Here is a 23,888-nt window from a genome sequence, read left to right on the forward strand (position 1 = left end):
CGGCAGTGCCAACGCGCATACGAACGCGAATGAAGTCGGTGGTGCTGGCTGCGATGGTGAATTCATCCTGGCTGTAGCCGATTACTGAATCGGTGTCATCGGTTGCCAGAGTGAATTGCCCGTTGGTGCCGAGCTTAATTGGGCTGTCTTTCTTGTATGCGCCTGGCACACACAGCAGGGCCAGTTCGCGGCCTTCTTCGACATAGTTGCCAACAGCGGAATCGCCAGCAGGTACAGCATCACGGATGCCAAGACCCTGATGATATGCGCAGTCAATGATGTACAGGCGACCGGCAAGCGCAGTAGCTTGCGCAAATTCACCATCTCCGTTGATAGTGGCTGCTGTACCTGGCAGCAGTGCTGCGGCAGTGAGGCGGGTTTCGGTCTTGTAGAGCGATTTCCCGTCGATATTAACGCGACGATAACCTGACATTATCCCGTCTCCTTATTTGAAGTATTCAGATGCGGCAGGTGCGCCGGTTTCTTTCTGCTGCTGTGCAGAGTTAGCGCCCAGCGGTGCGGCATCACCAATTGTTTTGTACATTGCTTCCAGCGCATCACCTGACAGTGCATTTGCCACGATTTCGCCGTGAACTTTTGCGACAGCTTCTCGCTTGGCTTTCTCTTCTGCGCGTGAGTTGGCGGTCAGGGCTTCATTAAGTTTGTCTTGATTGGCCTGCAGACCGGTGATCGCTTCTTTAATCGGATTCATTGCATCGGCGATGTTGGCGGCAAGACCTTTACCGATTTCGCTGATCAGCTCTTGTTTCTCTTCAGTGGTTAAAGGCATGTCGCCCTCCGTTTTGTGGTTTGGTGCAGGCTGTTCCTGCGGTGTAAATAAAGATTTGAATTTGTTTGCCACTACCGCGACCCATGACTCCTGGCGAGCTACTGCGGTTCCGGTATCGTCGAAGGTGATAACACCGCCCTCAGACTTGTAACCAAACACCTCTGCATTGCCGCCGTTGCGGATGATTACCGCTTGCGAGTCGGTGAAATCCGCTACCCAGGCATACTCATCCTGACCAGTGGCGAATTTAGCTTTTGCCGCTCTGTCCAGTCGTTGCTCTCTTTCCCGGTATGACTCGCCAACCAATGCACCTGAGTTAGCCTTCAGCGGTTTAGCAAGGTCAGCGTTCACCATCAGGCCAACGCCCTGCTCTGGTGTCGCTGCGCCCACCTCATGCAACAGAATGGCGTCATGGTCCATGCTATGAATCTTCGCCACCCATTCGGCACCAGTCGCTCTCTGCTGTTCATTCGGCTCAAGTTGATCAAGGAATGCAGCAACACTGGTATGAATCGGCGGGACATCGTCACCGCGCTCAATAGCGGCTACGCGTTCAAGCAACTCCTTTCCGCCCTCCGACTCTTCAGCCCGGGCAACATCCACCCACTTCTCGACGTAAATTCGATTACCTGACTTCTTAACGTTGCGGTTCCACGCGCCGATATGACCTGCATTAATGCCCTCTGGAGAGAATGCAGAGACGAACTTACCGTTAACCTGTGGATGCCCCAACGGTGCCAGAGTGCCTTCCAACCCCTGATAGTGGGCGTCGATTTCTTCCGCCGTGTACAGTCCGCCATTCATAACGACATTCGCCGGCAGCGTGTAACTCGGAAGTACCAGATGCTCACGACCGTTGTATGTTTCGCGCCGGATAGACTGGCTGTTCACCTTCGTGGTGATGTTGACCTGCATAGGCATAGTTATTTCTCCGCCCAGGCGTAACCGCGCGCCTGCATCGATTTATATTCCTGTTTGAGTTTGGTAATGGTGTCTGGGAACTGAGGCCTTCCATCGTCGTCAACCAGAACTGACTGTTGGCTGCATTTGCAGTTGATGCTGTTCGCATCCTTTGCATACCATTCACGAACTTCTTCATTTGTGTAGAGGTGAGCGTGGCGCACGGCGTGGGTATGTCGCGTTGTCGGTGCCAGCGCAGAGATGTGAACCAGCAGAGTTTTCAGTCCGAAGAGTTCATTCGCCTCCTGGTCTTCATCCCACTTAGCCCGGCGCAGTGCGGTAGTAACTTCTGTTCGCGCGATACGGTTTGCCCGGCGCTTCTCAATGCCAGTCTGTTCTGTCAGGTTGCGGGCAATGTCGCGGGGATTAAGCCCTCTCCCAACTCCATCAGTCAGCACACGCGCCATGTCGCGCTTAACTTCCGCACTCAGTCCCTTCATTTCCTCAAACACGCGAGCGTGAACCAGCGCCATACGCTGCTGATATGGGTCACTCGCGAGTATTGCCGCCAGTGACTCACGCCCGGAGGCGTACACAGGTGACTGCTGCCTGAGGTTGTAGAATGACTGCCCTGTACCTTTCTCTGATGCCAGATCGATGTACTCGTAAAACCACAGGTCGTACTCATTACCATCCAGCAGCACCTGGTCTACCAGATAACTGGTATCGTTCAGGATGATGGAAAGTAGCGTTGGGTTTAGCTGGTATTCGTATCTGGCGTTTACTGCGAGGGAGGAAGGTATTTTGTCGAGTGCTGATTTGTACGCCTTGCCAATCTTATTTATACGCCTGGCGAAGTCTTTCATTGCCTGGCGTTCCAGCGCATCGGCTCCTGTTGGATCCTGATAGTTACGCGGCAGAATCGGTGGCTTCGTCTTCTTCGTTGCCATCCTCCTCTCCTAGTGGTTCTTCGCTATCGTTATCGTACCCAGCAGCAGTTCGAATCTCTTCACGACTGAATGCCGGCTCGTCACCACTGCCCATCATGGTCTGGTTAATCTCGCCCATGGTCTTGGCGTTGGTGAGTTTCTCAGTACTAGTCTGTTCGTTCAGATCATCCCAGATAACAGCCTTCTGGCTGACTGAGTCGACTATCTGCAGGTCGATAAGCTTGTCGCAGAAGTCCTCTATCTCGAAAGCGAGGTCTACTCGGCGCGACTGACAGCGAGCGTTGAAGTATTTCTGGTCTTCAGTACTGGAGCGCTCGGCCTGCTGATTGCCAACCAGGATGCGCGTCGGGATATCTACCCCGGCCGCGGCCGTCTGCAGGTTAACGTCGTACGTAGGAGAAGGGTCAGATACCGGAGAAACCAGCGATGTAACACTGGCGCCCTGGGTAATCAGTAAGGTGTCATTACCCCGATTGAGTTCACGCGCTGCGTCGTTATATCGCTCCTGCAGCTCATCAACTGAGACGTTGTACATAGAGGCTAGATTGCTGAAATCCACCTCTTTGTCGAAGTTGATATTCTGCTGACGCGCGGCGTTCTTCAGGAATGATTCACCAGAGCCGCCTTCTACCTTCTCCAGACTCACGAAAGCGTTATAGGCTGGCTCAAGGAAGCCGATCGCATCATCTGAGTAATCACCCAGGATAAATACGCGATCAGGATGAATGTTAACCCTGCGGCTTGAACCGTTCGGCAGTCGCTCAGTGTATTGCCACATCTTCGGCTGTCCGTACGTCTTCGAGTTCAAACCGGTGTCCCACCCACCTACAGTCAGCGACCCGGCCCATGCTACGGAAACCTTCTGTAGCCCTCGGCCCTTGGTGACTGGCAGATTCCATTCTTTTTCGTCGCGGATATGCAGCAGAATTCCTGCATAGCGACCGACAAGGCGACGACGGTCTGCATCAGCAAATGCTCGCCATAGTCGATTAGTGAATACCTGCTTGGACTTCTTCTCCCAGGCGGTTTCATCTTCGCTCTCGTCTGCGTCGTCACCCTCGATGATTTCCGGGTTGGTCTGCCAGCACTTGCCGACCAACTTCTCAACTGCACCGTGAGCAATGCCGCCACGGCGGTAAAGGGCATAGAGGTTTTCGTATGTCACCTGCTCAGGGAAGCCATACTCGCACCATGCTGAATGGCGCTTGTTGTCCAGACCCATCGTTGGTGCAAACAGCCCTATACGGGCGCGAGCCATCCGCGCATCGTTCAACGCATGGTTGACGGCGAGAGTTAATTTGTCAGTCATGGTTTTTCCGTTAGCGATTTTTAGGTGGCGGCAATACTTTTCCTGATTTGGCTGTTCGTGTTGGCTGATATCCGCTCATAGTTTTAGGCTTGCGCTTGGGAGGAATAGGAGCAGCATGACCTGCCCAGCTAACCACAATCACAAACGCCACTATAAGAAGCGCAACGAGCGACGCAATTAAGGTCATGTTGCATCCTTTACTTAGATTTATGGCAATAAAAAAGGCCGCCTTGGCGACCTGAAGAGGTTAGTGTGGTGGCAGGCGCTGATCTCCTGCTTTGAGTCACAACGTGGGCCGCCACCGAATTTACCGGCTTTGTCTTGCCTGACTCCTGACCATAAAGGCCTGGTTTGGCGCATCAGCCTGCGCATTCACCACATATTCAGTCTAACGCCCTTGTAGGCGCTTAGGAATCATCATTCCGGCCATCTGACCTTTGCGCTTAATGTGCCCGTCGAGGCTGTAGCGGATAGCGTCCCACGTATGTTCGTAACCGTCGGCCAGTTTCGGCAACACCTCACCAGTGATCCGGTCCGTTTTGTACGACCACATGCGGGCCTCACGTGCCACGTTTTTGCAACGCGGGTGGATAATGATTTCGTCGAAGCCGCGAAGATGGGCGATACCATCCTCAACGCTTCCCTGCCATTTTTCGGCGGCTGAGATGTTGAAGCCCTGCCGCTTGAGATAGCTTATCGTCTCAGGTCGTGCCGCGTCAGCCTTAATTGGCCAGTCACGCGATCCTGGGATTGTGTCGTATAGCTCTGGCATGTGGTCGAGTTCTGTCTGCTGACCGTATGCCTCGTACTCAATGTACAGCCGGTTGTGCAGGATGAACGAACGCACCAGTGTATTAGGGTCTTTGGCAAAACCGAAGTCGGCACCGAAGAACAGGCGCTCAGCTTCTTTCCAGAGGTTTTCCGAGAACTCAGCGATCCGGTATTTTCCGGCCAGTACCTGCTTATCGGAGTTTTCGAGATAAGCCCCTTCCCACACCCATGCGTATGTCGCCGGGTCAAGACGGCGCTGATCGTTCTGTCGCTCACCTTCCAGCACGTCAGGAAACCAAGGGTTATCCGTGTAGTTCATCTCAACGGTGATGCAGTCGTCGCCTGCCTCTTTGCGGAAACGCTTATCCGTGGCGCTGCCGTCGCGCTCCGGGTTCCACGTCACCCAAATCTCTGAACCTTCCTCACGAACTGTTGGGCTTAACTTCTGCCATGCTATTTCGCTGACTGATTCGGCCTCATCGACCCAGCACAGCAGGATGCGCGCTTTCGACTTGATGCTGTCGAGGTTATGCCGCAGACCGCAGAACACGTAGTTAACGCTCTTGTCGATTGTTCGGATGTACTTTTCGCCGATATCAAAGTTGGAAGCCAGCCATGGAACAGACAGGATCGCTTGTTTCACCTCCTGCATGCTCGACTCTTCCAGTGAGTTCATGAACTCTCGAGCGCAGAGAATTACGCCGCTTTCACCGTTCATCATTGCCTGATATGCCTTCACAGCAGTCATCAGTGCGAATGTTCGCGTCTTGGCGCTACCACGTCCACCATGCGAGCATCGGTAACGCTTATTCACAGCAGTGAACAGTGGCGCAAGCTTCGCGGGGATCGGAAGTTGAACGGATTCACTCATGTTTTCGGCTCAACGGGTAACAACTGAATAGTGGTCGGCTTAGTCGCCATGCTGCCATCAGATGACTTGTGATCTATTTCCTGACTTACTTTTTCGCCGTACTTCTTCGGGTTCATTCTGGCCAAAGCCCATTTGCGAGTGTCGATGCGTAGACGCGCTTTAGCTACAGCGGCCGACTCCTCAGTTGCATCATCTGCAATCTCAAATATCTCTTCGAAAATTGCATCAGCTCGTGTCTCTGTGGCCTTTGCGTACTGGTCACGAAACTCCTGGTGTTCGGCAAGCCAGCGGAAAACGGATGTCTTACTCGGCATCCCTGGTCTCTCGCATACTTTGCGCAGGCTTTCCCCATCGGCAAGCAGTGAACAGATGTCAGCAGCCACCTCTGGTAGATAATCAGAAGGGCGGCCAGTCTTTGGTTTGGTCGCCATATTTATTCCTTAAGATGTTTGTTCTGCTACACGAACGAAGCTGATTTCACTGATTTCGTCCGGCTGAATGTATCGCCAGTCACCACTCTCTGATGCGATAGCGTAGAGACCGTTAACCAGTTGAGGCTCTTTGGTGGTCATTAATCCTTCGTATACAGTTCCGTCTTTCTTTTTCGCTGTTACGTGATATTGCTGAGGCATTGTTATGTCCTCTGGTTGTCATTATCGAAGCCAATCGGAAATGGCTTCTGTAATGACTCTGCTTCTTCTACCACAGCGCAGATTAGCTGATATGAGCGCAAACCCCGCATTGATTGAATATGGTATTGAGCGGGTAAATCGCGGTATGCCCTGTTATTGATTAACACCATCCACTCGCACGGGGATGTTCCGCTATAGCGGCGTGGTCTTAGTTAAGATGGTGAGACAGCGACAGGACGACGCGGTGTTGATTACTTAATGAGGGTTGCAGCGTATTCGATAAGGTAGAGCTTTGGCGCAAGCCAGATTTTCAGCCAGTCAAAGTTGAACCAGAATCCGACAAACATAATGATAGAAGCTAATGCCCCGCAAACTATGTACCAAAAGGCAAAGAAATCAGCACCTGAGCACCCTTCCGCTATTTCCCATGCCTTCTTAACCGTTAACAGAAATCCCATTACCGTAAGAATTGCTATCGCCTGAAACATCAGGCTACTTACTGCATTCCATACCAGTAATTGATGGATAACATCAGGAACCTGCGCCTGACTGAAAGATACTGCCGCATCTATACCATTACTGGCCTTTTGCAGCAGGTCCGCGAGAATCTTATTTGCTTGTTCGTTCATTATGCTGCTCCTTGCATTTTGCTGGCTGCCAGTTGCCCGGCAATCCACTGGATTCCTTTAGGCGTAAACTTCACCTGAGTGAATGCATGACCATTTCCAGCCTCACCAGTTTTCACGGTGAAACGACCTGCATCGAGGTGCTGTGCGTATGGCGTCATCTTTCCTGCAAGGCGGTACATGATGCTGTGGTCGAGAAGGAACAGCCGGAAGTCACTTTCTTTCACCTTCAGAAGCTTTGCAGCCTCTCGGAATCCGATAAGACCCGACGCCTCTACGTAATTGTCGACAAACTCAGCTTTAGGAGCAGCAATAGCAAGCTTGCTCTCCAGTACAGCCTTCTGTTCAGCAAGGTCAGCAGCGAGTCGCAATGCTTCAGGCAAACTTTGTGGAATTTGTGGTCCGTGCATCACTTTGAGCTTTGCCAGCACAGAACGGCGTACCGCTTTGGACTCTCGCATACCTATCAGGGTCATTTGCTCCATATTGAGCATGTAACCCTTAACAGCTCGCCGTGCACCCTGCGAGGTGGTCGCGTAAAAAGTTTCCTCGACCCCTAAATCATCTATTTCATCCACAACGCGGGAAAGGAAGTGACGATTTTCAACCTCAGGTTGGCCAAACTCTATTCGTGCTGGGTTAATGATGTTGTTCAGGAAGTCCAGGCTACTCATGGACACTTCTGCTTCTACTGCAATCAGATTGGTCATTGCGTTTACCTTATAAAAATGAGCCTCGTTGCCCAGAAACACCGCCCACAGAGAAGCCGCCGCTTATAACGGTGATTCTCCGAAGCTCATTTCTGTAAGACTCTGTGACTTAATCGCGCCGGGCATGGCGCTCAGACACAAAAAAGCCCGACCGGAGTCAGGCTGTTCTGTTTAGTGGGTGACGAATCACTTCAGGCACTGCGTCATGATGTATTCCTGCAATGTTCTTAGCGCTGATTGGTCACTGATAATCCCATCTCTGACACCGAGAACGTTTCGTCCAGCAACTGTAGCGAGTTCGACGGTGGCATCATTGCCCATACCGGAGGCGCTGGAGGTTTCAGTTGTGGCTGGCACTGGACACTTGCCTTTGACGAGCACCCTGCCACCATTATCAAGCTTGCGCTTAAGAGAATCGTTCTGAGCCTTCGCATCAGCAAGCTCCTTTGTGTATTTTGCATCAAGTGCCGCTACGTCTCTCTGCCGGGTCTGCATGTCATTGATGGTGGCATTTGCCAGAATGAGTTGCTCTTTGGCTTTATCGCGCTGGTCTTTGTAGGTGATGGCGTTACTGCGGTAGTGGTTAGCAGTCCATCCCAGCGACACAATGATGCAGACAACCACAGCGATGATGATTGCGACTATCCTGCTCATTTCTGACTCCAGGTGCATACCTCATATTCAACTTCGCGTCTGTTCATCAACCCTTTCCACTTCTTGCCACCTGCATATACCCAGCGCTTAAGCTCATAGCATGCTCCGGCGTAATCTTTCGCGTTGAGTTTCTTCAGCAGAGTGGATTTGATGGTTGCGGCCGCGCCGACGTTGTAAGCAAAGCTGTATATTGCTGCTCGCTGAGTTTCTGTGGTCGGCACTTTGATATGCGGATCAACCTGAGTTGCAATCCGTGTTAAATCTTTCCGGGTTAGTGCATCGCATTCTTTGTCGGTATATCGCTTGCCCTGAATAATGTCAGACCCAGTGTGACCATCACATACAGTCAGCACTCCGACTACATCGCGATAAGGGACATACTCCCTTCCCTCTACTCCATCATTTCCTGACAACATGACTGTAGCGATAGCAATGGCACCACCACCTAAAGTGGCAGCGATTTTATTTCGCAAGGTGCTGTTCATCAGATTTCCTTGGGTGCTTTCTGACCGAGTTCGGCGATAACCGTGGCTGTAGCTGATGGATTTCTGGCGTCGGTTTTATTCAAAATGTCCTGCAGTATCTTCGTTCGCTTCATTTGCTCACGCTTGTTGAGCCGGTAAGTCAGAACGCCGAGGATAATGCTGAACGCGACGCCAATGATGAAGCCCCAGTCCTGTAGAGAAAGACTGGCAAAGAAAGCCGCAAGACCAGCGCTACCGTATGAAGCATTGCTGTATCTTTCGTCCATCTTCATTTTCTCACCCCCTGAGCGCGGGGATCTGTTCAATTTAGGAATTAACGTGGTTGTTGCATGAACAAATCCAGGATACGGTTATCTGTAACGTGGTTTGCTCGTGGGAAGTGCATGGGCAAATCAGGCAGGAGACTGTTAGCGCAGTCTCTTGCCACCCATCTTCACGAAGCCCAGCCATAGTGCTGGGTTTTTCATTTGTGTAAAACGTCCTACCCCGTCGCCACGAATGTGCAAGGGTATCTGGATGTGTTCTGGTGATTGGTGATAGGACGCTTTCAGAAAGGTCGTGCAATTATGACCGGTTACGTTTATCCGGCGTCTTTCGACCGATTGCCTGATGTAGCAGGCCAGGATGTGGTGGCCGGTACTGATCTCCGGCTTAGTGACGATAGGCGTGTAACGACGCCTCGTTTTACATCTTGTCCAGCAGCCACTACGTTTATCACCCGGCTGCGTGGTCTTGCCTGCATCTTCTGAAACGGTTGGCGCTACACACCAACTACCAGACAAGTTCTCGCTCACCTGATTAGCGCATCAGCCTGCGCATTCACCACAACGGAAAGAGCATTGCATGACGTTTGCACGGACTTACGACTTTCGTGGCAGTCTCGGCGGTTCTCAATGCTCTTACCTGTTATGGGCTCCGTTTCGTGGAGCTGACGACATAGCGTATTCGCGAGTTCGGCTATGCACCTGATGCAAGATAACACCGCCACGATGACGATGTGTTTTGCTATCGCTATGAACGCAAAAAGCCCAGAGCTATTAACTCAGGGCTTGTTTGTTTGGCTGCTCTGTTCGCTTTTGCTCCGAGCATACACAAAATATACTACTTCCATTTCGCGTTAGCAAGTTATTTAGGAAAATTTACCTAAATATTATGCAGCCTGTGGAAATTCCTTCTCAATTTCGCGCCTCATTGCATAAAAGATTTCCGAATCGAGCACATTCTCGCACCAGACAACCCTGCGCCTGCACGACTGGATATCCATTCCGGTGACAGCATTCATCAGCCTGGCGATATCTTGCGTGCAATTGCGATTGCAATATCGCTTAATAGCTATATCGCGGACGGGGCTTTCACGGTGAAACGTCTTGACCATCACACGTTCAACGAAAGCAGCATCATCGGATTCTTTGGCGAGAGCGATGATGTTGCTGAACGATGATTGAGGGATGACCAGTTCGCGAGCTTTCTTGTACAAAGCATCTCCACGCAGTCCATCCTCTTCGTAGAGGCGCATGACGACAGACTCAATCTGCTTAGCCTTATCATCGCTCCACTGGCTACGAATCATCAGGCGACCGATAACGTTGATTGAACCACCCGGGGAATCATCCCCTGCGTTAACCTTGCCCCACACCTGAAGCATGTAGTGAACCCATGCTTTCTGGCGTGAGTTGATGGTTTTCTTCGGGTGCTTCCACACTCGGCGAAAATGAGCATCGTCGATGAAGTTAACCATGCTGTACACAGGTGTATGTCTCACGCTAAGACCTCCTCTGCATATCTTTCAAACCAGAACACGACTGGCTTATCGACTACCTCAACCAGGCCAAAACGCTCTGCCTTTCGAAAATTGACGCTGTAGGCGCGCGCACGCTCTGCCTGAGCGGTTATCTGTTTACGGAAATCTTCAACGGCGAATGTCGCTTTAAACAGATTGCATGGAGCGCAAGCCGGGAAAAGGTTTTCGATAGCGTCATTCTCCGGCCTCCAGAACTCACCAGTTGCGACAGTGCGGCGTACCCCATTTGACTGTCGTACACCAAACTCCCACTTGCGCAGAGCGGCTTCAACGTGGTCGGCATGCCAACCCTTTTCAGATAGCTCACAACCACAGTAAGCACAGCGGCCACCAAACTTCATGCGCAGTTCTGCACGCTGCTGTTTGCTAAGTTTCATGCTGCATCACCTCCGGTTGGCTTATTCGTACCTAACCGGTTACGCACCTCCCGCAACTGCTCGCGCACATAATCAAGACTGCGCTCTAGCTCATGCTCTTTGCCAATCAGCACCTGCTCGGTATGCATATCACGCTGACGCTGCCATTTGACCTGCTGGATGTTAGTTACGCTGCACATGTCTTCCTCTCCATCCACGATGAACCATAAGGACGCCGTTAACGATGGCGTGAAATTGAGCTTTGGTGTCTCGTGAATACCTGAGGATGGTGTTCCTGCTGCAGGCTAATTGCCTGGCTGCTTCGGACTGATTTCCTCTGACTTCTACCAGGATGTCAGGGATGGTTTTGATAGATGGCGTCATTCGGTCCTCCTGTTCCATGCGCGAACAGCATCGCGTTTGGTTCTGTATGTTTCGGTAATGGGATTTATCAGGCATGATTTACTTGAGCACCCGGCGAACACACCGTCACCATCTGCGGTTAGCTCTGCATCACCTCCACAGAAGGGACACTTCAACAACGTAGCCCAATGGGGAAGTTTGAGGTCATAAATCATGCGGCCTCGCTTCTGCTGTCACGCAGGTCTTTAAGCTTCTGCTGATACTCCGCCTTAATCGCTTTGCATTCTTCGATGGTCCAGCGATGGCGCTTGTGGTTTGATTCGATGTCCTCTACCTGCTCAATCCCTATCCGCCTTACCAGCTCCACCCGATACGGCACAATGTTTCCGCTCTTATGCTGATTGCATACTTGGCATTGCTTCCATATTTGACGGGGGTCGAACCTTAGCTGTGGTGCGGAGGCCGTAGTTCGATAATGGCCTGCGTCCCATTGAGCTGCGCTCATCGTTCCACACGAAACGCAGGGAAGGTCTCGGTCTCTTTCTCTGATGAAGGCGTTTACTGCTTGTTGGGCTTGTTTAATCCAGTAACTGCGGGGTTTTAAGGCGAGCTTTCGAATCTTGAGTTTATCTTTCTGCTGTTGTTCCTCTCGTCGTCGTTTCTTGTCTGCTGCTTTCTCTGCTTTTTCTCTCTCCTTGCTTCGTCTTTCCAGTGCTATCTTCGTACCGCAATCAGCACAACACCATTGCTGGTTCTGAAATTGCGGGAAGAACCATTCCCTGCACTCTTCGTTCTTACAGCGTCGCCTTACCTTCCTCATTCGACATATCTCCATTCGGATCGCGATATACCAGCCATTCGTTGATGCACTCTTCACATGCATAGGTTTCTTCTGGCGTTAGCTCCTTCGTGCAACCTGCGCACAACGTTCGACGTATGCTCTGCTGCTCGTAGGATTGGGCTTCTTGCGGGCTAAGCATTTACTTGCTCCTGCATTAGTAGAAACGTAATCATCGCCGCACGGAGAGGGTTTTTATCTTCTGCAGACAAATCAGAAGCCATGCCGTGACGTGATGACCAAGCAAAAGCCTCATTTGGATATGGGGCTATGCCAATATGGTTATCAGCGATAATCGGCCATGCGTCTGCCGGGTTGTTGCATGGGTCATACAACTTCCAGTGCTTTCGATTGCTTGTTATCTTGCGCATAAGAACGATACCGCTCATGTGGTCGGCAATATCTTCGCCGCCATTTACGAACTGGTAAGTTTCTTCAACTTGAGTTCCGGTAACGTTGGCAACCAGTTTGTTAATTTCAAAATCTGATAACTGCGAATAGTCCATTGTTATTTCCTCGCACGTTGGCGCAGCCATCTCTTTGACAAGAGCGGCCATACAGGGTCATAGGTTGTTACGTCTGATTCGGTAGGCACTGGCTTGGGTTTGTTTCTGGATCGTTTGGTGGGGATGAATATCATGTTGTCCATTGCGATTTGGGTTATGCTTCGTCGCTGTTTCTTCATGCTGCATCTCCAAATCTGGCTTTCCACTCCAGTGCTAACCTAGCTTCGTCAGACCACTTAACATTCTTTTCAGCACCAAACGCCTGGATAAGCTCCAGAAGCTCTCCGAACTCACTGACGCGCATCTTGCTGGTTGACTGGCCTATCACCACGAATCCGTTTCCAGCGAGGTTAGGAACAACGTCCTGCTGCTTTAGCGCGGCGGTGAAGATGCACTTCCAGCTTTCAGCATCCAGCCATCTACCATGCCAGTTAACCTGACGCGAGACATCACCAAGGCAACTCCATAGCATTTTGTTTTGCTGGATGCTTCTGGTTCTGTCTTGGATGGTTACGATGATTGGCTTGTCGTAGGAGGGTAAAACTTGCTGTATGGCTTGAATGGCGTTCTGCTGATGAATGGGGCTTCTTAGTTCAAACGTTAGTTTCTTCATCTCCTGCTCTCCGGTTCCATGAACTGATCGCATCTTCGCGGCCTAACTCTTCCGGACCTTCTCCGCCACAATCTCGGCAAATTACTGAATTCCAGTCTCGGCCTACGCGGTTAATGACAAGGTCTTTTGAGCCGCAAAATGGACACGGCTTTAACTCGCTCATACTCACTCCTTCACTTTGATTCCAGCGGCGCGAGACCCTTTCCAAGCATCCCACATATGGTCAATATCCTCTGCCGAATATCCATCACCGCACCAAAGCTCATGCCATGGTGTAAGAGGTGCTTCGCCAAACCATTCTTCCCACCATTGCTCAAAAACCTTTCTTGATTCGTCCATATTCCTCTCCATCAACCTACATTCACATTCAACAAGAATTGGCTCTCCCCACGGTTGAACGCCGCCGCTATCTTCAAATCCTGAACCATTGCATCTTTCGCATGTAATCATCATTCCTCTCCATCAGTGTGCTGGGGTGTTATACCCAGCTTTTTATTCACACAAACCATAACGAGAAGAGCAAACTGCGGTGTCCAGACTGGCTTTTACAAGGTCGTAAACTTTCCCACCGCGCCCGGTCTTGGCCCACTCTACAACATCCAGCGCAGACGGCGCCCCCATATTCCCGCGCGGCCCGTAGAATCCTGACCAGTCGATGTGCTGAGCGTCTGGCTCAAGCCCGTACAATTTTACTTCCTGTCCGAGATTCACCGGATAGCGTTTACGCAACGCAACCTCCTCTCCGGTGACCTCATCCAGTTCAAAACGGATTACATCCCTAACGCCTAACTGAACGCGCATCCATGACTGGCTAACAGTTCCGACGCTCATCCAGTGGACCCAGCGTGAAGCGAGGCGTACTTTTTTCTCCCACTCATGGTGCTTTTCGATATGCTCAGGCCAACGCGCCGCCGTCTCTGATATTTCCTCTTTGGTACACAAAACACAGTTCATACAACCGACGCGCGATGCGCCCTGCGTATAAAGTGGGTTCGGCGTGATGCCGAAATATTTGTGCAGGGCAAAAACATCCGCCGCCGTCCATTTGTGGATTGGCAGGAAGTTGTAGAGAAAATCTGGATCGCGTTCATCACGCGCAAATCGGTCGTAACCAGCGCGCTTGTCTGACTCATCGGCGCGAACACCTGACCACTGAACGACGACATCGCCATCGTCCAGGAGAGGTTTTATCGCGGCATCAAACGCAATCTGTATTTTTAATTCATCAGTACAAAAACGGTCGCGCATCATTGGAAATTTACCGTGCAATAACGCGGCATCTAAAAAACTGTTCCCACTCGGATGCAACACAGAAAGAGCGGCTTCCAGTGCAGTTTCAAACTCAATTCCCGATCTTTCAGCAGTATGTAGCCACTCCTGTCCAAATTTTGTATCGGATCGCGCCAGAGACGGCATGATTACGCCTCGATGAGCGCCCATGCGTATTACCTGTCTTTTAGCCCAGCGCTCAGTAACTGATTTCCTTCGGCGCTCAAATTCAGCCTCAGTGTATATGCGCTTTACAATCTGAATCGGTTTGCATCCGATTTGATGGTGGATATTATGGGCAAAATCAACAGTTAATTCGTGTTCGTTGTCAGTGTCCGCCATTACGATTTGAACACGGTCACCGAACAGGTGGTGTGCAATAGTCGCCGTGGTTGTGCTGTCCTTCCCTGCGGAGAAGTTAACGACTATTTTGTGATCGTCAGGGATTCGAAATTCAGATAAATATCGGTTATATGCCGTTTCAATTTCACGGACCATCGAGCTAATATCTGTCGGCACAATAATTGCTGCTGTGTTAATTGTCATTTCACCCTCTCACCCAAATAAAAAAGGCCACCGTTACCGATAGCCCTGTTAGTGTTTCTGCGATGTAAGCAGTCATGACGCCCTCACCTCTCTCAATCTCTGGTTGATAAATGCAGTAAGTTGATTGGCGCAGCCAAAAGTAAACGGTGCTGATTTCCGATACATCCACACCTTCTCGCGGCCTAGCCATTCACGGTACAACTCACATCGCTTACTGAGCGACGCAAGGATTTGCGCTACGGTGGTGATATCCAGACCCAAATCCGCAGCGACGTCAGACGATGTGCCGGACCGCCCCGAATCGAACCATCCGAGAATTGACTCAATGCGTTTGTGGTGAAGCTCAGCAAGCCGATAGCGCTTAATGCCGCCTTTGGCGTTATAGCTTTCTAACTGGCCTGATGCGGTGAGTTCACGGAGTAACTGAGTGATTCGGGATTTTGGTACTTTGGTGAGCTTCTGGAATTCTGCTGCTGAGGTTGGATAGTTTGTTTCAAGGTGGTGAAGTATTTTCTCTCTTGCGTTCATGATTGCTCCCGGAGTTTCTTCTCCTGGCTTCTTTGATTCAAGCCATGCTGTAAGCGAATTCTCATCTGCAAAGTAATAACCATCCTGGATTTTTGTTACCTCACCTGAATCGACAAGCTTTTTTAAATGCCATGTCAGGGTTCGCTGAGGGATGTTAAGTGCTTTGAATATGTCTTTGCGGATGGTTACTGGTCGGCTTTTTATGAAAGATTTTATGGATGATGATTTGTCTTTCACTGTTTCCCCTCCTGCCAGAAGAAAAAACAGCTATTCACAAAAGCATCTTCATATCCTGTGTATGTTCTTATCAGCTTGAATTTATTTCTGAATACACTTTTGAAAAGCGCTTCAAATCTCGTTCTTTCTTTTTCCATTTCACCTCGCCCCCAGCCTGTGCTTTGCCCGCAGTTCTGCTATTTTCGCCAGGCCTTTTTCATTGCTAAGCGGGATATGTAGCTTAGGGATTTGCGCAACTGGTGCAGGAATATCCTCTCCCGATTCAATACGACGGGCCATTTTATTTAGCTCCTCAGAACACCGCTTTCTCAACTCTGCATCAGTCAGGTTTAAAGAGCGCATAAGGTCATACAGCTTGGTTACCATCCAATAGCAGGGATTACTCTTCCAGGGATAACTTTCAGCAGAGTCGTACTGTGATTTTCCTGAGCAATACTTCATCACCATGTCATGAAGCTCATTAGCATCAGGTAGTCCCCCTGCGCGATAATCAGCATCTTTACACCACGTAATAAATTGCCCAGGAGAGGGCCAGAATGGCGATTCACTGGCTCTGGCGTATTGCATGCCAGCCTTGAGTTGTTCCTTGGTGCGGATGTTGTTCTCTGCGAAAGCGGCTATCCACTGCCGCTTTGCAGCCGCTTCGTCACGCGGGTCTTTCAGGGTTGTGCTAACTGATGCCGGGAAAAGCTGCTTGAGGTTGTCGAATAGGATATCTACCATCTTTTCAGCTTCGTTATTTACTTTGCGCTCTGGCTCTCTGTTATCTCCAGCAAGGCGAGCCAGTGCGTTGCTGTCGCGATTGTGAATCGCCTGGACAAGGTTTTTCATAGGAAGTTGTTCTCCCACTCGTCTTTGTCGTTCCAGTGTTGGGTTGGCATCTGCTGAGGTAGGTTTTTCCTTGCAGGGTATTTAGGCTTGAACAGACCCTGATATCCGTTTGCGATGCTTGTGTTGATTATGTCTGCTGGATTATGACCATCATCAAGGCATTCTTTCAGGAGTTTGAAGGCTGCCCTTACCGTCCGTTCAGTCTTCATCGGCTTCTTGGTCTCAGCCCTGTTTTTTACCCATTCCTCCCAGGCCATTCTGTCGAGCCAATCAGGGATGGGGATGCTGAGTGGATCAAATCCATTTGATTCCCCCTTGGGGGATTTAGGGGGTTTATTGTTTTTATTTTTGTTAGTTACCTTCTTGTTCTGTTCATCGGATGGTTCATCGGATGGTTCATCGGGTACCAGTCTTAAAGGCGCGCCATTACTGGCTTTGGCTTTATCGGATGGTTCATCGTATGGTTCATCGGGTAAAATCGCCTGATAAGCGGTGTAATTTGTGATGGTAATCACCGTCCCGAAGCGGTTTCCTTCGGTGGTTATCATACCTTCCCTGGTGAAGAAATTGAGCATTCTAGTTACTGCCTGAGGGCTCTTTTCTTTGCCATCCTGATCGCGAAGTTTGCGTGCAAGAATTGCTGTCGTAGTTACTAATTGACCATGACTCAGGTTCCAGTCTTTGCCAGCAAATTCCACAACTCTGTTGCGATATGAGGCCTCTCCCAGCAACCTAACCCATAACGCTAACTTGGCAGTATCTTTGGCCCAATCAACGCTTAGCAGGCTTCTGAATAGAGAGAAATGACCAAACTTTTTGTTCTCCATTCTGTTGCTCCTGGTGATGCATGGCTCAGGGCCAGGATACTTAATGATTTCTGCCGTATTCATTCCTTCTCTCCTTTCTCAAAGAGCTGAGCCTCTATCGATTTAACCAGCACAACCTCGCCTCCCGGAAGAAATGCAAGCGAGGCGTTATGCTGACTAATTAGTCCTTTCACATAGTCGATACCGGCCCTGTAGAGGAAGTTTTTTACAGCTGACATATTCCCTACAACGCCTCCTATTCCCTGCTCACAAAGTTCTTCCGCGAGATCAATTTCTGGTTCATTAGAAAATGAAATGAAGGCCTCGTTCATGGCTATAACGGCGGCGTCTGCATTTCTTTCTGGGCCAACCATGATTTCAATCTCTGAAAGAGCTCCATTGATGTCCGCCCATGTTGGAAAGGAAAAAAACTCCCTGCTATCACTCACTCTGTGGTCAGAAAAAACCTGATGAACAAGCTTTTCATCAACCCTTGGGTTTTGAGAATGAAATGCAGCTAACACTGAGAATGGGGAAGGAACTCCTGTCGCGCTTGAAAGTTCCTTGGCGCGAGCTTCTGGTGAGTTAGTTGTCATGCCTATCTTATAAATCCCTGGCATGTTTTCGTTTTCCATAACGTAAACAAATCCAGAGCTTTTATATTCAGCCGGCACACTAAGCTTAGTTACTACTTGGTATTCGCTTTGCGGGTATGTCATAATTACTCCTGTTACTTGACATAACACAGTGTGTTTAAGCGTCCAGATTGCTACCAACAACTGGACGTTTTTCTTTTGTGATTCCTTCCAGTGCATGCCTGAATGCACGACTTATAGGACTGATGTCTGAATCCATCCCAAACGCGCACAGAACGGCTGCAATAAAGCGCCAGTCAGTACGGCTTATCTTCGACTCATGACATCCAACCATCTTTGCCAGTCCTCGCTGAGTGACTGTAGAGAGGTTGATGAGTAAATCAGTTTCAGCACGGTCGATATCGCGCTGAGAGGGTTTGCTGTAACTTGCGTTTTCCATTACGTATTATTTCCATAGTTAATAAGTAAATACGCATCTTCTGATGCGTTGGTTGTAGGGACGAAACATCCCTGCCCGTAGTGTTAAAGAGCGGTACTGCTTAAGCTGCGTTCAGTTCAGGTGGAAACACGTCATCCAACTGAACTTTTGCGCCAAAACTGTTGAGGGCATCAACGAGCTGGCGGCACATTTTCAAATCTGGATGTCGTCGACCCGATTCGTAGTGCCCAATTGCTCCCTGTGTACACCCAACCTTTTCAGCCAGAACGGCTTGAGAAACCTTCATGGTTTCCCGGATTTTCCGAAGATTACTCATCGGTTCATCTCCTCAGGATGGTACGTACAACAATAATACAAACTGTACTGAGATAATGCAAGGGGATTAATACATTTTGTGCATTGTGACAGTTAATACAACACGTAATAATCGTGATATGAAAACACCGTGGAATGAACTGGCTAAGGCCAGGATGAAACAGATTGGCATTACCCAGGATAAGCTTGCCGAGGCTCTCGGAAAGACTCAGGGGGCGATAGGGCATTGGCTGAATGGTCGGCGCGAACCTAGCATTGAGGACATCGCCTCAATCATGAAACAGCTCGGTCTGAAGGAGTTGGTGCTGAGTTCTGATGGGATGGTTGACTATCCAGATTCTGATATGGGTAATGTCACCAATCCACGTCCTAACACTGAGGTAAGGAGATTCCCCCTGATTAGCTGGGTTAGCGCAGGAAATTGGTGTGAGGCTGTTGAGCCTTATCAACTTCAGGAGATTGAGGTATGGCCTGAAACAACAGCACATGCGAGCGAACGGTCGTTCTGGCTGACGGTTAGGGGTGATTCGATGACTTCGCCTACCGGACTTAGCATACCCGAGGGAATGCAGATACTGGTTGATCCAGCAATCGAGGCAACGAACGGACGACTTGTAGTTGCAAAGCTGGATTCAGAGAACGAGGCGACATTCAAGAAATACGTAGTAGACGCAGGGCAGAAATACCTCAAACCGCTTAACCCCAGCTACCACATGTTCCCTATTGATGGTAACTGCCGCATTATTGGCGTAGTGATAGAAGCCAAATGGCAAGGCCTGTAATTTAGACTCATCCCTTCAACCCGCTTCGGCGGGTTTTTTAATACACAAAATTTATTTTCCCTTCTCATTCATACACTTCGTACATTCTCGAAAATTTTAAGTACATATTGTATTGACGATACTCAGTACATTTTGTATTGTTAAGCCATCAGCAGGACGCTGGTAGCCAAACGGAACTGATTGGCAGCTCTTTAAAAAGATGACATGGGGATGATTCGTCCCCGCCAAAGGAAGTTGCTTTGGGATGCGGTGAAATGCAGCTGCATGACAGCGACTCAGAAGATAAGCATCTGAGCACCGTATCACCAAAGCAACCACTGGAGGTATCCAATGAAAGCCAGAGAAATTCGGAAACTCGAACGTGCTCGTCAGCACAAAGAAATTAAGCAGTATTCAAAAAGGATTGACCGTGCATTTTCACGGTTATCAGAAGACTGCAGCAATCGCGTGATTAGAGCCACTTCGCTCGGAAGTCTGCGCGATAAGAAAGAGCAGGAAGTACCACAGAAAACTAATCGCCTGTACTACAGCAAGCCAGCCCGTGAAATGGGAGTGACATGTGTAGGACGGCAGAAAATGAAATTGGGTAGTAAGCCACTTATTTGAGGTGAAATATGAGTACTAATGGATGGTATTACCTGCATCAAAATGGAGATCTTATTTATAAGCCATCACCAGATGCAATTATTGATATTCGTGATTCTGATTTTGCGGTTTGCTCATGGCCATTAGATGTAAGCAACCGTAAAACTGCGTGGGACATTCTGGTTGAATCTCTGGCTCTGGGCGCCAATAAAGAGCGCGTTAATGAGTTGGCTGGCAAATGGAATTGCAATGATGATGACGCTGATAAGTATGCTGAGGTAGTTGGCGTGACCATCGAGTTAGATGGTAATGCTTGGTGTGCACACGCGAATAATTTTGTTGATTTACAGGAATCTCCTGCTGGATTTGGTGACACCAAGCTTGAGGCGATGGCTTCTCTGGCTGGTGAGCTTGGTTTATCGGGTGGTCACATGTGGCGAAGTACATTTTCTGATTTGGTTGAGGCCGCATAGTCGGTCTTCTTTTTGCAGCAAGCCACAGAGGTGAATATGGAATTCAAAGGTACGAAAGGTGAGTGGGATTGGGAAGAGAACTCAGCAAGTCAAGTCGATGACTCAACATGCATAGAGGTCCGCAGCGGTGGGGGCCCTCAGATTGCCTACCTGCAAAGCTTTGTTGGATGGGGATCAGACCATGAGCGAAACGCTACAATTGCAAACGCCAACCTGATAGCAGCAGCTCCTGATTTACTTGAAGCTCTGCAAGAAGTGACTGGTTCATTGGGTGTGATGGTTATGGATGCTGATAGTTGCCCTGAAATTCTGAAAGCTCGCGCAGCCATCAGCAAGGCTCTGGGGGAGGAGTGATGGAGTGGATTAAGTGTAGTGATCGGTTGCCTGATGACGAGGCAGACGTTTTATGTTTCGGCCAGTATGGCGATGACGACATTGATGACGATCGTTACCAGTTCATGGGATGGCTTTCAAGCAAAGGAATTAAAGGGATTTGGCGAGTTAGTGATGGCAATAGTCAAAACAGCAGAGCCAGAGTTACCCACTGGATGCCATTACCTGAACCACCTAGCGAATAAGCACCTATAGCAGATTTACGAGTCTGCTATGTGAGCAATATCGCTCGTAACCGAATGAGGACGAAGACTCGTTCTGGTTATTGGAGAATCATCCCTTGATAGTCTTGCCGCTCTATATGGGCGGCATTCTTTTTTCCTCATACCAACAGAGATTCATTCGAGTCTCTTTCGCTATGACAACAATATTTAATTTAAGGAACTACCCATGATTTACGCAATCGCGGGAGGTGCTCGCATGGGTGCCTTCCAACTAACTGAATCACTACTTGACCGCATCACTCGAAAATTACGCGCAGGATGGAAGCGACTCGTAGAAATTCTTAATCAGCCAGGAGTGCCACGCAATGACTATTGTGCCTATTAACGGAACGATCCTTGTTCAGCAAGGCAACAGAGAGTTCAACAAGGTATATGAGAAATCATTTCCTGACACTAAGCAAGGGTGTCGTGATGCCTATATGTGGGCAGCAGGTATAGCTCTTGGCTGGGATGAATGGCAGGACGAAGACTGGAATAAAAAATATGCTGCATGATTTTGATGATGATGAATTTATCGCTCTCATATCTCCAGAAATTGAGGAAGAAGTGGAGCAGCAAATAAACCTTTCCGCAGAGCGACAGAATCCGATTATTAGCTGGGATGAATTTGCGGGGTATTACTCATGAGCAAAGAGTTTTACGCAAGACTGGCTGAAATTCAGGAGCACCTGAATGCGCCAAAGAATCAGTACAATTCGTTTGGAAAATACAAATACAGAAGCTGCGAAGACATTCTGGAGGGTGTTAAGCCGCTGCTGAAAGGCCTGTTCCTGTCAATCACTGATGAGATTGTCCTGATAGGCGATCGTTATTACGTCAAAGCCACGGCGACAATCACGGATGGTGAAAATAGCCACTCAGCAAGCGCTATGGCGCGAGAAGAAGAAAGCAAAAAGGGAATGGATTCTGCTCAGGTGACGGGCGCTACAAGCTCTTACGCCCGTAAATACTGCCTTAACGGATTGTTCGGTATCGATGACGCCAAAGACGCAGATACTGACGAGCATAAGCAGCAACAAATTTCCGATTCAGTTAAGCAATCAACCCCTCACAATACACCACAACAAAAACACGATGAACGAAGCCCGGAGCAACTCCTGAAAGCGTTTTCTGATTACGCCGCCAAAGCATCATTGCCTGACCTTGAAAAAGCGTGGAATGCGGCTGACAGAAGCCTTGCTGGAACTGAGCAACATGTTCGTGCTGGCGATGTGTACACCATCCGTAAAAAAGAATTAACAGGAGCAATAGCTTAATGGCGCATTCAATCACAGTAAGACTTAATAAAGCAGCTCGTGAATTTCAGGCTGGGGATAGCATCGGATTTAATATCCGAGCAGGTGTTCAGTATTACGATCGCCATACCAAACAAAAAGAATGGACTAACTACAGCGCCGCTGTTTTTGCCAAACCTGGAGCGCAAGCCGATTACTATCGTAATGTGCTGGTTGAAGGCGGAATCGTTGAAATCACTGGCGAGAATATCAAGGTCGATGTTTATCAGGGACAAAACGGACAGTCCATAACTCTTGAGTTGCTTAATGCTCGAATAGGGTTTGCTACTTCAGGAAGTAACCAGCAACCATCCAATAACTCACAGTCGCAACCATTCGAAGATTCCATACCATTCTGATTTAAATAAATAAGGATTCAACTATGCCAGCACCTCTTTACGGGGCGGACGACCCGCGCCGGTTATCTGGTAATTCCGTATCGGATGTGCTGGATAACTTCAGAAAGAACTACGACCTGATTATGGCTATGCCGCAGGAAACGAAAGCAGAAAAGGAACTTCGCCATATTATCTGGCTTGCGGAAAAAGAAGAACGCGAAGCCATCTACCAGACATCAATCCGTCCGTTCCGCAAACCACTAGAGAAATTCAAAGAGTCCATCGACCCACGCATGGTTGTTCGTTATGGACGCTACGGCAACAGACGAGACGACTGAGGAATTCATCATGAAACTGAACATTGACTTAGGTAAGTACGTTATTACCGGAACAAAGCATGACCTCATTCTCAGTGAGAAGAAGAAAGTGACTGATGAGAAAAGTAAAAACTTTGGTATTGAGGTGCTTGTCCGTTGTGGTTACTACAGCAAGTTTGAGCATCTGGTTAAAGAACTCTGCCATCGTGAAATCCTGGCATCCGAAGCACAATCATTTCAGGCGTTACAGAAGCATATAGAAACACTTGGCCTTTCTCTCAGCAAAGCGGTAAACGACTTTATGGAGAGTAAATCATGATTGGCAATACATATGACCCTGGTATTTCCCCTCACGAATTAATAGCAAGACACAAATTCAAGCCAATGCCAGATAAGCAGGAGTTACTCAAGCGTGACTCATTTAACACACGCGAGAGATTGCAGAACAACAAGTGGCTGGAGGATGGGTAACCGCAGAGATATGCGTAATGGTGTTTCAGTACCGATCCCTCCAGCGCCAAAGGTTTCAGCAGTGCGAGTTGAAGCGAAGAAAAAGCCCCGGAAACGGGGTTATCGGGTAGTTCAGAAAACGATTGGTTCGGTGTGACGATGAACAGAGAATTCGAAATATGGATGCGCCTGAAATATGGCGCCCGCTACGACCTGACCCGGGACGGACACGGCTACTACTGTCGGGAAGTAGTGAAGCGCATGTATGAAGTCTGGCGCCACTGCCGTGGCCTAAGTGTGGTGTGAGGTG

45 protein-coding genes and 1 pseudogene are annotated in these 23,888 nt (G+C 49.3%); 14 read left to right on the forward strand and 32 right to left on the reverse strand.

Going from position 1 to position 23,888, the window contains the following annotated elements:
• The 32 genes and pseudogenes from OOJ60_RS22725 to OOJ60_RS22870 all read right to left on the reverse strand — a co-directional run.
• Positions 1–433, reverse strand: a 433-nt coding sequence (locus tag OOJ60_RS22725; RefSeq protein ID WP_205613191.1) for a gp53 minor capsid family protein, incomplete at its 3' end; no start/stop codon positions are given.
• Positions 434–445: 12 nt separating this feature from the next.
• Positions 446–1,711 (reverse strand): hypothetical protein, encoded by a 1,266-nt coding sequence (locus tag OOJ60_RS22730; protein WP_205613192.1) that lies wholly within the window; start codon positions 1,709–1,711, stop codon positions 446–448.
• A gap of 2 nt (positions 1,712–1,713) precedes the next feature.
• Positions 1,714–2,640, reverse strand: coding sequence for a phage minor head protein (locus OOJ60_RS22735; RefSeq protein ID WP_205613193.1), 927 nt, complete (start codon positions 2,638–2,640; stop codon positions 1,714–1,716).
• Positions 2,600–3,949, reverse strand: a complete 1,350-nt coding sequence (locus OOJ60_RS22740) for an anti-CBASS protein Acb1 family protein (protein ID WP_205613194.1) — start codon at positions 3,947–3,949, stop codon at positions 2,600–2,602. The genes OOJ60_RS22735 and OOJ60_RS22740 overlap by 41 nt, the downstream gene beginning before the upstream one ends.
• Before the next feature lie 10 nt (positions 3,950–3,959).
• Positions 3,960–4,136 carry a hypothetical protein gene (locus tag OOJ60_RS22745; protein WP_205613195.1) on the reverse strand — a complete coding sequence of 59 codons (177 nt, stop codon included), beginning with the start codon at positions 4,134–4,136 and terminating at the stop codon, positions 3,960–3,962.
• 201 nt (positions 4,137–4,337) lie between these two features.
• On the reverse strand, positions 4,338–5,591 hold the full coding sequence (locus OOJ60_RS22750) for a PBSX family phage terminase large subunit (RefSeq protein ID WP_205613196.1): 1,254 nt from the start codon (positions 5,589–5,591) through the stop codon (positions 4,338–4,340).
• Positions 5,588–6,022 carry a ubiquitin carboxyl-hydrolase gene (locus tag OOJ60_RS22755; RefSeq protein WP_200119335.1) on the reverse strand — a complete coding sequence of 145 codons (435 nt, stop codon included), beginning with the start codon at positions 6,020–6,022 and terminating at the stop codon, positions 5,588–5,590. Before OOJ60_RS22755 ends, OOJ60_RS22750 begins: the two co-directional genes overlap by 4 nt.
• A gap of 9 nt (positions 6,023–6,031) precedes the next feature.
• The gene (locus OOJ60_RS22760) at positions 6,032–6,223 is read right to left on the reverse strand and encodes a hypothetical protein (RefSeq protein WP_205613197.1); all 192 of its coding nucleotides are present in this window, start codon (positions 6,221–6,223) and stop codon (positions 6,032–6,034) included.
• A gap of 251 nt (positions 6,224–6,474) precedes the next feature.
• The gene (locus tag OOJ60_RS22765) at positions 6,475–6,852 is read right to left on the reverse strand and encodes a hypothetical protein (protein WP_205613198.1); all 378 of its coding nucleotides are present in this window, start codon (positions 6,850–6,852) and stop codon (positions 6,475–6,477) included.
• Positions 6,852–7,559 (reverse strand): phage antirepressor KilAC domain-containing protein, encoded by a 708-nt coding sequence (locus OOJ60_RS22770; RefSeq protein ID WP_205613199.1) that lies wholly within the window; start codon positions 7,557–7,559, stop codon positions 6,852–6,854. The genes OOJ60_RS22765 and OOJ60_RS22770 overlap by 1 nt, the downstream gene beginning before the upstream one ends.
• 186 nt (positions 7,560–7,745) lie before the next feature.
• Complete coding sequence (locus OOJ60_RS22775) at positions 7,746–8,213, reverse strand: lysis protein (RefSeq protein WP_205613200.1); 468 nt, start codon at positions 8,211–8,213, stop codon at positions 7,746–7,748.
• Positions 8,210–8,698: a lysozyme gene (locus OOJ60_RS22780; protein WP_205613201.1), complete on the reverse strand. Its 489-nt coding sequence runs from the start codon at positions 8,696–8,698 to the stop codon at positions 8,210–8,212. Before OOJ60_RS22780 ends, OOJ60_RS22775 begins: the two co-directional genes overlap by 4 nt.
• Entirely contained in the window at positions 8,698–8,970 is a 273-nt protein-coding gene (locus tag OOJ60_RS22785) for a hypothetical protein (protein WP_205613202.1), read from the reverse strand. Before OOJ60_RS22785 ends, OOJ60_RS22780 begins: the two co-directional genes overlap by 1 nt.
• 878 nt (positions 8,971–9,848) lie before the next feature.
• Positions 9,849–10,460, reverse strand: a complete 612-nt coding sequence (locus tag OOJ60_RS22790) for a hypothetical protein (RefSeq protein ID WP_205613203.1) — start codon at positions 10,458–10,460, stop codon at positions 9,849–9,851.
• A complete protein-coding gene (locus OOJ60_RS22795) occupies positions 10,457–10,876 on the reverse strand; it encodes an HNH endonuclease (RefSeq protein ID WP_205613204.1) in 420 nt (139 codons plus the stop codon). The genes OOJ60_RS22790 and OOJ60_RS22795 overlap by 4 nt, the downstream gene beginning before the upstream one ends.
• The gene (locus tag OOJ60_RS22800; RefSeq protein ID WP_063451593.1) at positions 10,873–11,055 is read right to left on the reverse strand and encodes a hypothetical protein; all 183 of its coding nucleotides are present in this window, start codon (positions 11,053–11,055) and stop codon (positions 10,873–10,875) included. The genes OOJ60_RS22795 and OOJ60_RS22800 overlap by 4 nt, the downstream gene beginning before the upstream one ends.
• On the reverse strand, positions 11,039–11,239 hold the full coding sequence (locus OOJ60_RS22805) for a protein ninH (RefSeq protein ID WP_205613205.1): 201 nt from the start codon (positions 11,237–11,239) through the stop codon (positions 11,039–11,041). The genes OOJ60_RS22800 and OOJ60_RS22805 overlap by 17 nt, the downstream gene beginning before the upstream one ends.
• The gene (locus OOJ60_RS24930) at positions 11,236–11,433 is read right to left on the reverse strand and encodes a Lar family restriction alleviation protein (RefSeq protein WP_072197053.1); all 198 of its coding nucleotides are present in this window, start codon (positions 11,431–11,433) and stop codon (positions 11,236–11,238) included. Before OOJ60_RS24930 ends, OOJ60_RS22805 begins: the two co-directional genes overlap by 4 nt.
• On the reverse strand, positions 11,430–12,038 hold the full coding sequence (locus OOJ60_RS22810; protein WP_205613206.1) for a recombination protein NinG: 609 nt from the start codon (positions 12,036–12,038) through the stop codon (positions 11,430–11,432). Before OOJ60_RS22810 ends, OOJ60_RS24930 begins: the two co-directional genes overlap by 4 nt.
• Positions 12,013–12,198 carry a protein NinF gene (locus OOJ60_RS22815; protein WP_205613207.1) on the reverse strand — a complete coding sequence of 62 codons (186 nt, stop codon included), beginning with the start codon at positions 12,196–12,198 and terminating at the stop codon, positions 12,013–12,015. The genes OOJ60_RS22810 and OOJ60_RS22815 overlap by 26 nt, the downstream gene beginning before the upstream one ends.
• Entirely contained in the window at positions 12,191–12,562 is a 372-nt protein-coding gene (locus OOJ60_RS22820) for a phage protein NinX family protein (protein ID WP_205613208.1), read from the reverse strand. Before OOJ60_RS22820 ends, OOJ60_RS22815 begins: the two co-directional genes overlap by 8 nt.
• A 2-nt stretch (positions 12,563–12,564) precedes the next feature.
• Positions 12,565–12,741 carry a NinE family protein gene (locus tag OOJ60_RS22825; RefSeq protein WP_182946440.1) on the reverse strand — a complete coding sequence of 59 codons (177 nt, stop codon included), beginning with the start codon at positions 12,739–12,741 and terminating at the stop codon, positions 12,565–12,567.
• Positions 12,738–13,175: a recombination protein NinB gene (locus tag OOJ60_RS22830; protein ID WP_205613209.1), complete on the reverse strand. Its 438-nt coding sequence runs from the start codon at positions 13,173–13,175 to the stop codon at positions 12,738–12,740. Before OOJ60_RS22830 ends, OOJ60_RS22825 begins: the two co-directional genes overlap by 4 nt.
• Entirely contained in the window at positions 13,156–13,338 is a 183-nt protein-coding gene (locus OOJ60_RS24935) for a Lar family restriction alleviation protein (protein ID WP_205613210.1), read from the reverse strand. The genes OOJ60_RS22830 and OOJ60_RS24935 overlap by 20 nt, the downstream gene beginning before the upstream one ends.
• A gap of 2 nt (positions 13,339–13,340) precedes the next feature.
• Positions 13,341–13,628, reverse strand: coding sequence for a hypothetical protein (locus tag OOJ60_RS22835; RefSeq protein WP_205613211.1), 288 nt, complete (start codon positions 13,626–13,628; stop codon positions 13,341–13,343).
• A gap of 39 nt (positions 13,629–13,667) precedes the next feature.
• Complete coding sequence (locus OOJ60_RS22840) at positions 13,668–14,990, reverse strand: phosphoadenosine phosphosulfate reductase domain-containing protein (RefSeq protein WP_205613212.1); 1,323 nt, start codon at positions 14,988–14,990, stop codon at positions 13,668–13,670.
• 72 nt (positions 14,991–15,062) lie between these two features.
• A complete protein-coding gene (locus tag OOJ60_RS22845; protein WP_233470916.1) occupies positions 15,063–15,755 on the reverse strand; it encodes a helix-turn-helix domain-containing protein in 693 nt (230 codons plus the stop codon).
• 138 nt (positions 15,756–15,893) lie between these two features.
• The gene (locus OOJ60_RS22850) at positions 15,894–16,586 is read right to left on the reverse strand and encodes a replication protein P (protein ID WP_205613213.1); all 693 of its coding nucleotides are present in this window, start codon (positions 16,584–16,586) and stop codon (positions 15,894–15,896) included.
• Between the two features lie 77 nt (positions 16,587–16,663).
• Positions 16,664–16,938: pseudogene (locus OOJ60_RS24940) on the reverse strand (replication protein); the annotation flags it as partial.
• A 534-nt stretch (positions 16,939–17,472) separates the two neighbouring features.
• Entirely contained in the window at positions 17,473–18,111 is a 639-nt protein-coding gene (locus OOJ60_RS22860; protein ID WP_205613214.1) for a GIY-YIG nuclease family protein, read from the reverse strand.
• Positions 18,112–18,145: 34 nt separating this feature from the next.
• Positions 18,146–18,427: a CII family transcriptional regulator gene (locus OOJ60_RS22865; protein WP_080067749.1), complete on the reverse strand. Its 282-nt coding sequence runs from the start codon at positions 18,425–18,427 to the stop codon at positions 18,146–18,148.
• A 100-nt stretch (positions 18,428–18,527) separates the two neighbouring features.
• Entirely contained in the window at positions 18,528–18,743 is a 216-nt protein-coding gene (locus tag OOJ60_RS22870; RefSeq protein ID WP_060569012.1) for a helix-turn-helix transcriptional regulator, read from the reverse strand.
• Between the two features lie 118 nt (positions 18,744–18,861).
• On the opposite strand from OOJ60_RS22870, the gene OOJ60_RS22875 reads away from it, so the two are divergent.
• The 14 genes from OOJ60_RS22875 (at position 18,862) to OOJ60_RS22940 (ending at position 23,884) form a co-directional block, all read left to right on the forward strand.
• Entirely contained in the window at positions 18,862–19,524 is a 663-nt protein-coding gene (locus OOJ60_RS22875) for a LexA family protein (RefSeq protein WP_060569013.1), read from the forward strand.
• Positions 19,525–19,854: 330 nt separating this feature from the next.
• Positions 19,855–20,130: a transcriptional regulator gene (locus tag OOJ60_RS22880; RefSeq protein WP_205613215.1), complete on the forward strand. Its 276-nt coding sequence runs from the start codon at positions 19,855–19,857 to the stop codon at positions 20,128–20,130.
• 8 nt (positions 20,131–20,138) lie between these two features.
• Positions 20,139–20,582, forward strand: a complete 444-nt coding sequence (locus tag OOJ60_RS22885; protein ID WP_205613216.1) for a hypothetical protein — start codon at positions 20,139–20,141, stop codon at positions 20,580–20,582.
• 36 nt (positions 20,583–20,618) lie between these two features.
• Positions 20,619–20,936, forward strand: a complete 318-nt coding sequence (locus tag OOJ60_RS22890) for a hypothetical protein (protein ID WP_205613217.1) — start codon at positions 20,619–20,621, stop codon at positions 20,934–20,936.
• On the forward strand, positions 20,936–21,160 hold the full coding sequence (locus OOJ60_RS22895; RefSeq protein WP_205613218.1) for a DUF551 domain-containing protein: 225 nt from the start codon (positions 20,936–20,938) through the stop codon (positions 21,158–21,160). The genes OOJ60_RS22890 and OOJ60_RS22895 overlap by 1 nt, the downstream gene beginning before the upstream one ends.
• Positions 21,161–21,365: 205 nt before the next feature.
• The gene (locus OOJ60_RS22900) at positions 21,366–21,524 is read left to right on the forward strand and encodes a protease FtsH-inhibitory lysogeny factor CIII (protein WP_205613219.1); all 159 of its coding nucleotides are present in this window, start codon (positions 21,366–21,368) and stop codon (positions 21,522–21,524) included.
• Entirely contained in the window at positions 21,505–21,693 is a 189-nt protein-coding gene (locus tag OOJ60_RS22905) for a DUF5444 family protein (protein WP_205613220.1), read from the forward strand. The genes OOJ60_RS22900 and OOJ60_RS22905 overlap by 20 nt, the downstream gene beginning before the upstream one ends.
• Entirely contained in the window at positions 21,683–21,826 is a 144-nt protein-coding gene (locus tag OOJ60_RS22910; protein WP_205613221.1) for a hypothetical protein, read from the forward strand. Before OOJ60_RS22905 ends, OOJ60_RS22910 begins: the two co-directional genes overlap by 11 nt.
• Positions 21,823–22,455, forward strand: a complete 633-nt coding sequence (locus OOJ60_RS22915) for an ERF family protein (protein ID WP_205613222.1) — start codon at positions 21,823–21,825, stop codon at positions 22,453–22,455. Before OOJ60_RS22910 ends, OOJ60_RS22915 begins: the two co-directional genes overlap by 4 nt.
• Complete coding sequence (locus OOJ60_RS22920) at positions 22,455–22,832, forward strand: hypothetical protein (RefSeq protein WP_205613223.1); 378 nt, start codon at positions 22,455–22,457, stop codon at positions 22,830–22,832. Before OOJ60_RS22915 ends, OOJ60_RS22920 begins: the two co-directional genes overlap by 1 nt.
• 23 nt (positions 22,833–22,855) lie before the next feature.
• Positions 22,856–23,149, forward strand: a complete 294-nt coding sequence (locus OOJ60_RS22925; RefSeq protein WP_205613224.1) for a phage anti-RecBCD protein — start codon at positions 22,856–22,858, stop codon at positions 23,147–23,149.
• 10 nt (positions 23,150–23,159) lie between these two features.
• Positions 23,160–23,447 (forward strand): hypothetical protein, encoded by a 288-nt coding sequence (locus tag OOJ60_RS22930; RefSeq protein ID WP_205613225.1) that lies wholly within the window; start codon positions 23,160–23,162, stop codon positions 23,445–23,447.
• Positions 23,444–23,599 (forward strand): DUF2737 family protein, encoded by a 156-nt coding sequence (locus tag OOJ60_RS22935; RefSeq protein WP_205613226.1) that lies wholly within the window; start codon positions 23,444–23,446, stop codon positions 23,597–23,599. The genes OOJ60_RS22930 and OOJ60_RS22935 overlap by 4 nt, the downstream gene beginning before the upstream one ends.
• Before the next feature lie 138 nt (positions 23,600–23,737).
• On the forward strand, positions 23,738–23,884 hold the full coding sequence (locus tag OOJ60_RS22940; RefSeq protein WP_205613227.1) for a hypothetical protein: 147 nt from the start codon (positions 23,738–23,740) through the stop codon (positions 23,882–23,884).
• Positions 23,885–23,888: the final 4 nt, after the last annotated feature.

It is taken from the genome of Citrobacter sp. R4 (genome assembly GCF_026719175.1).
GTDB classification, from domain to species: Bacteria; Pseudomonadota; Gammaproteobacteria; order Enterobacterales; family Enterobacteriaceae; genus Citrobacter_A; species Citrobacter_A sedlakii.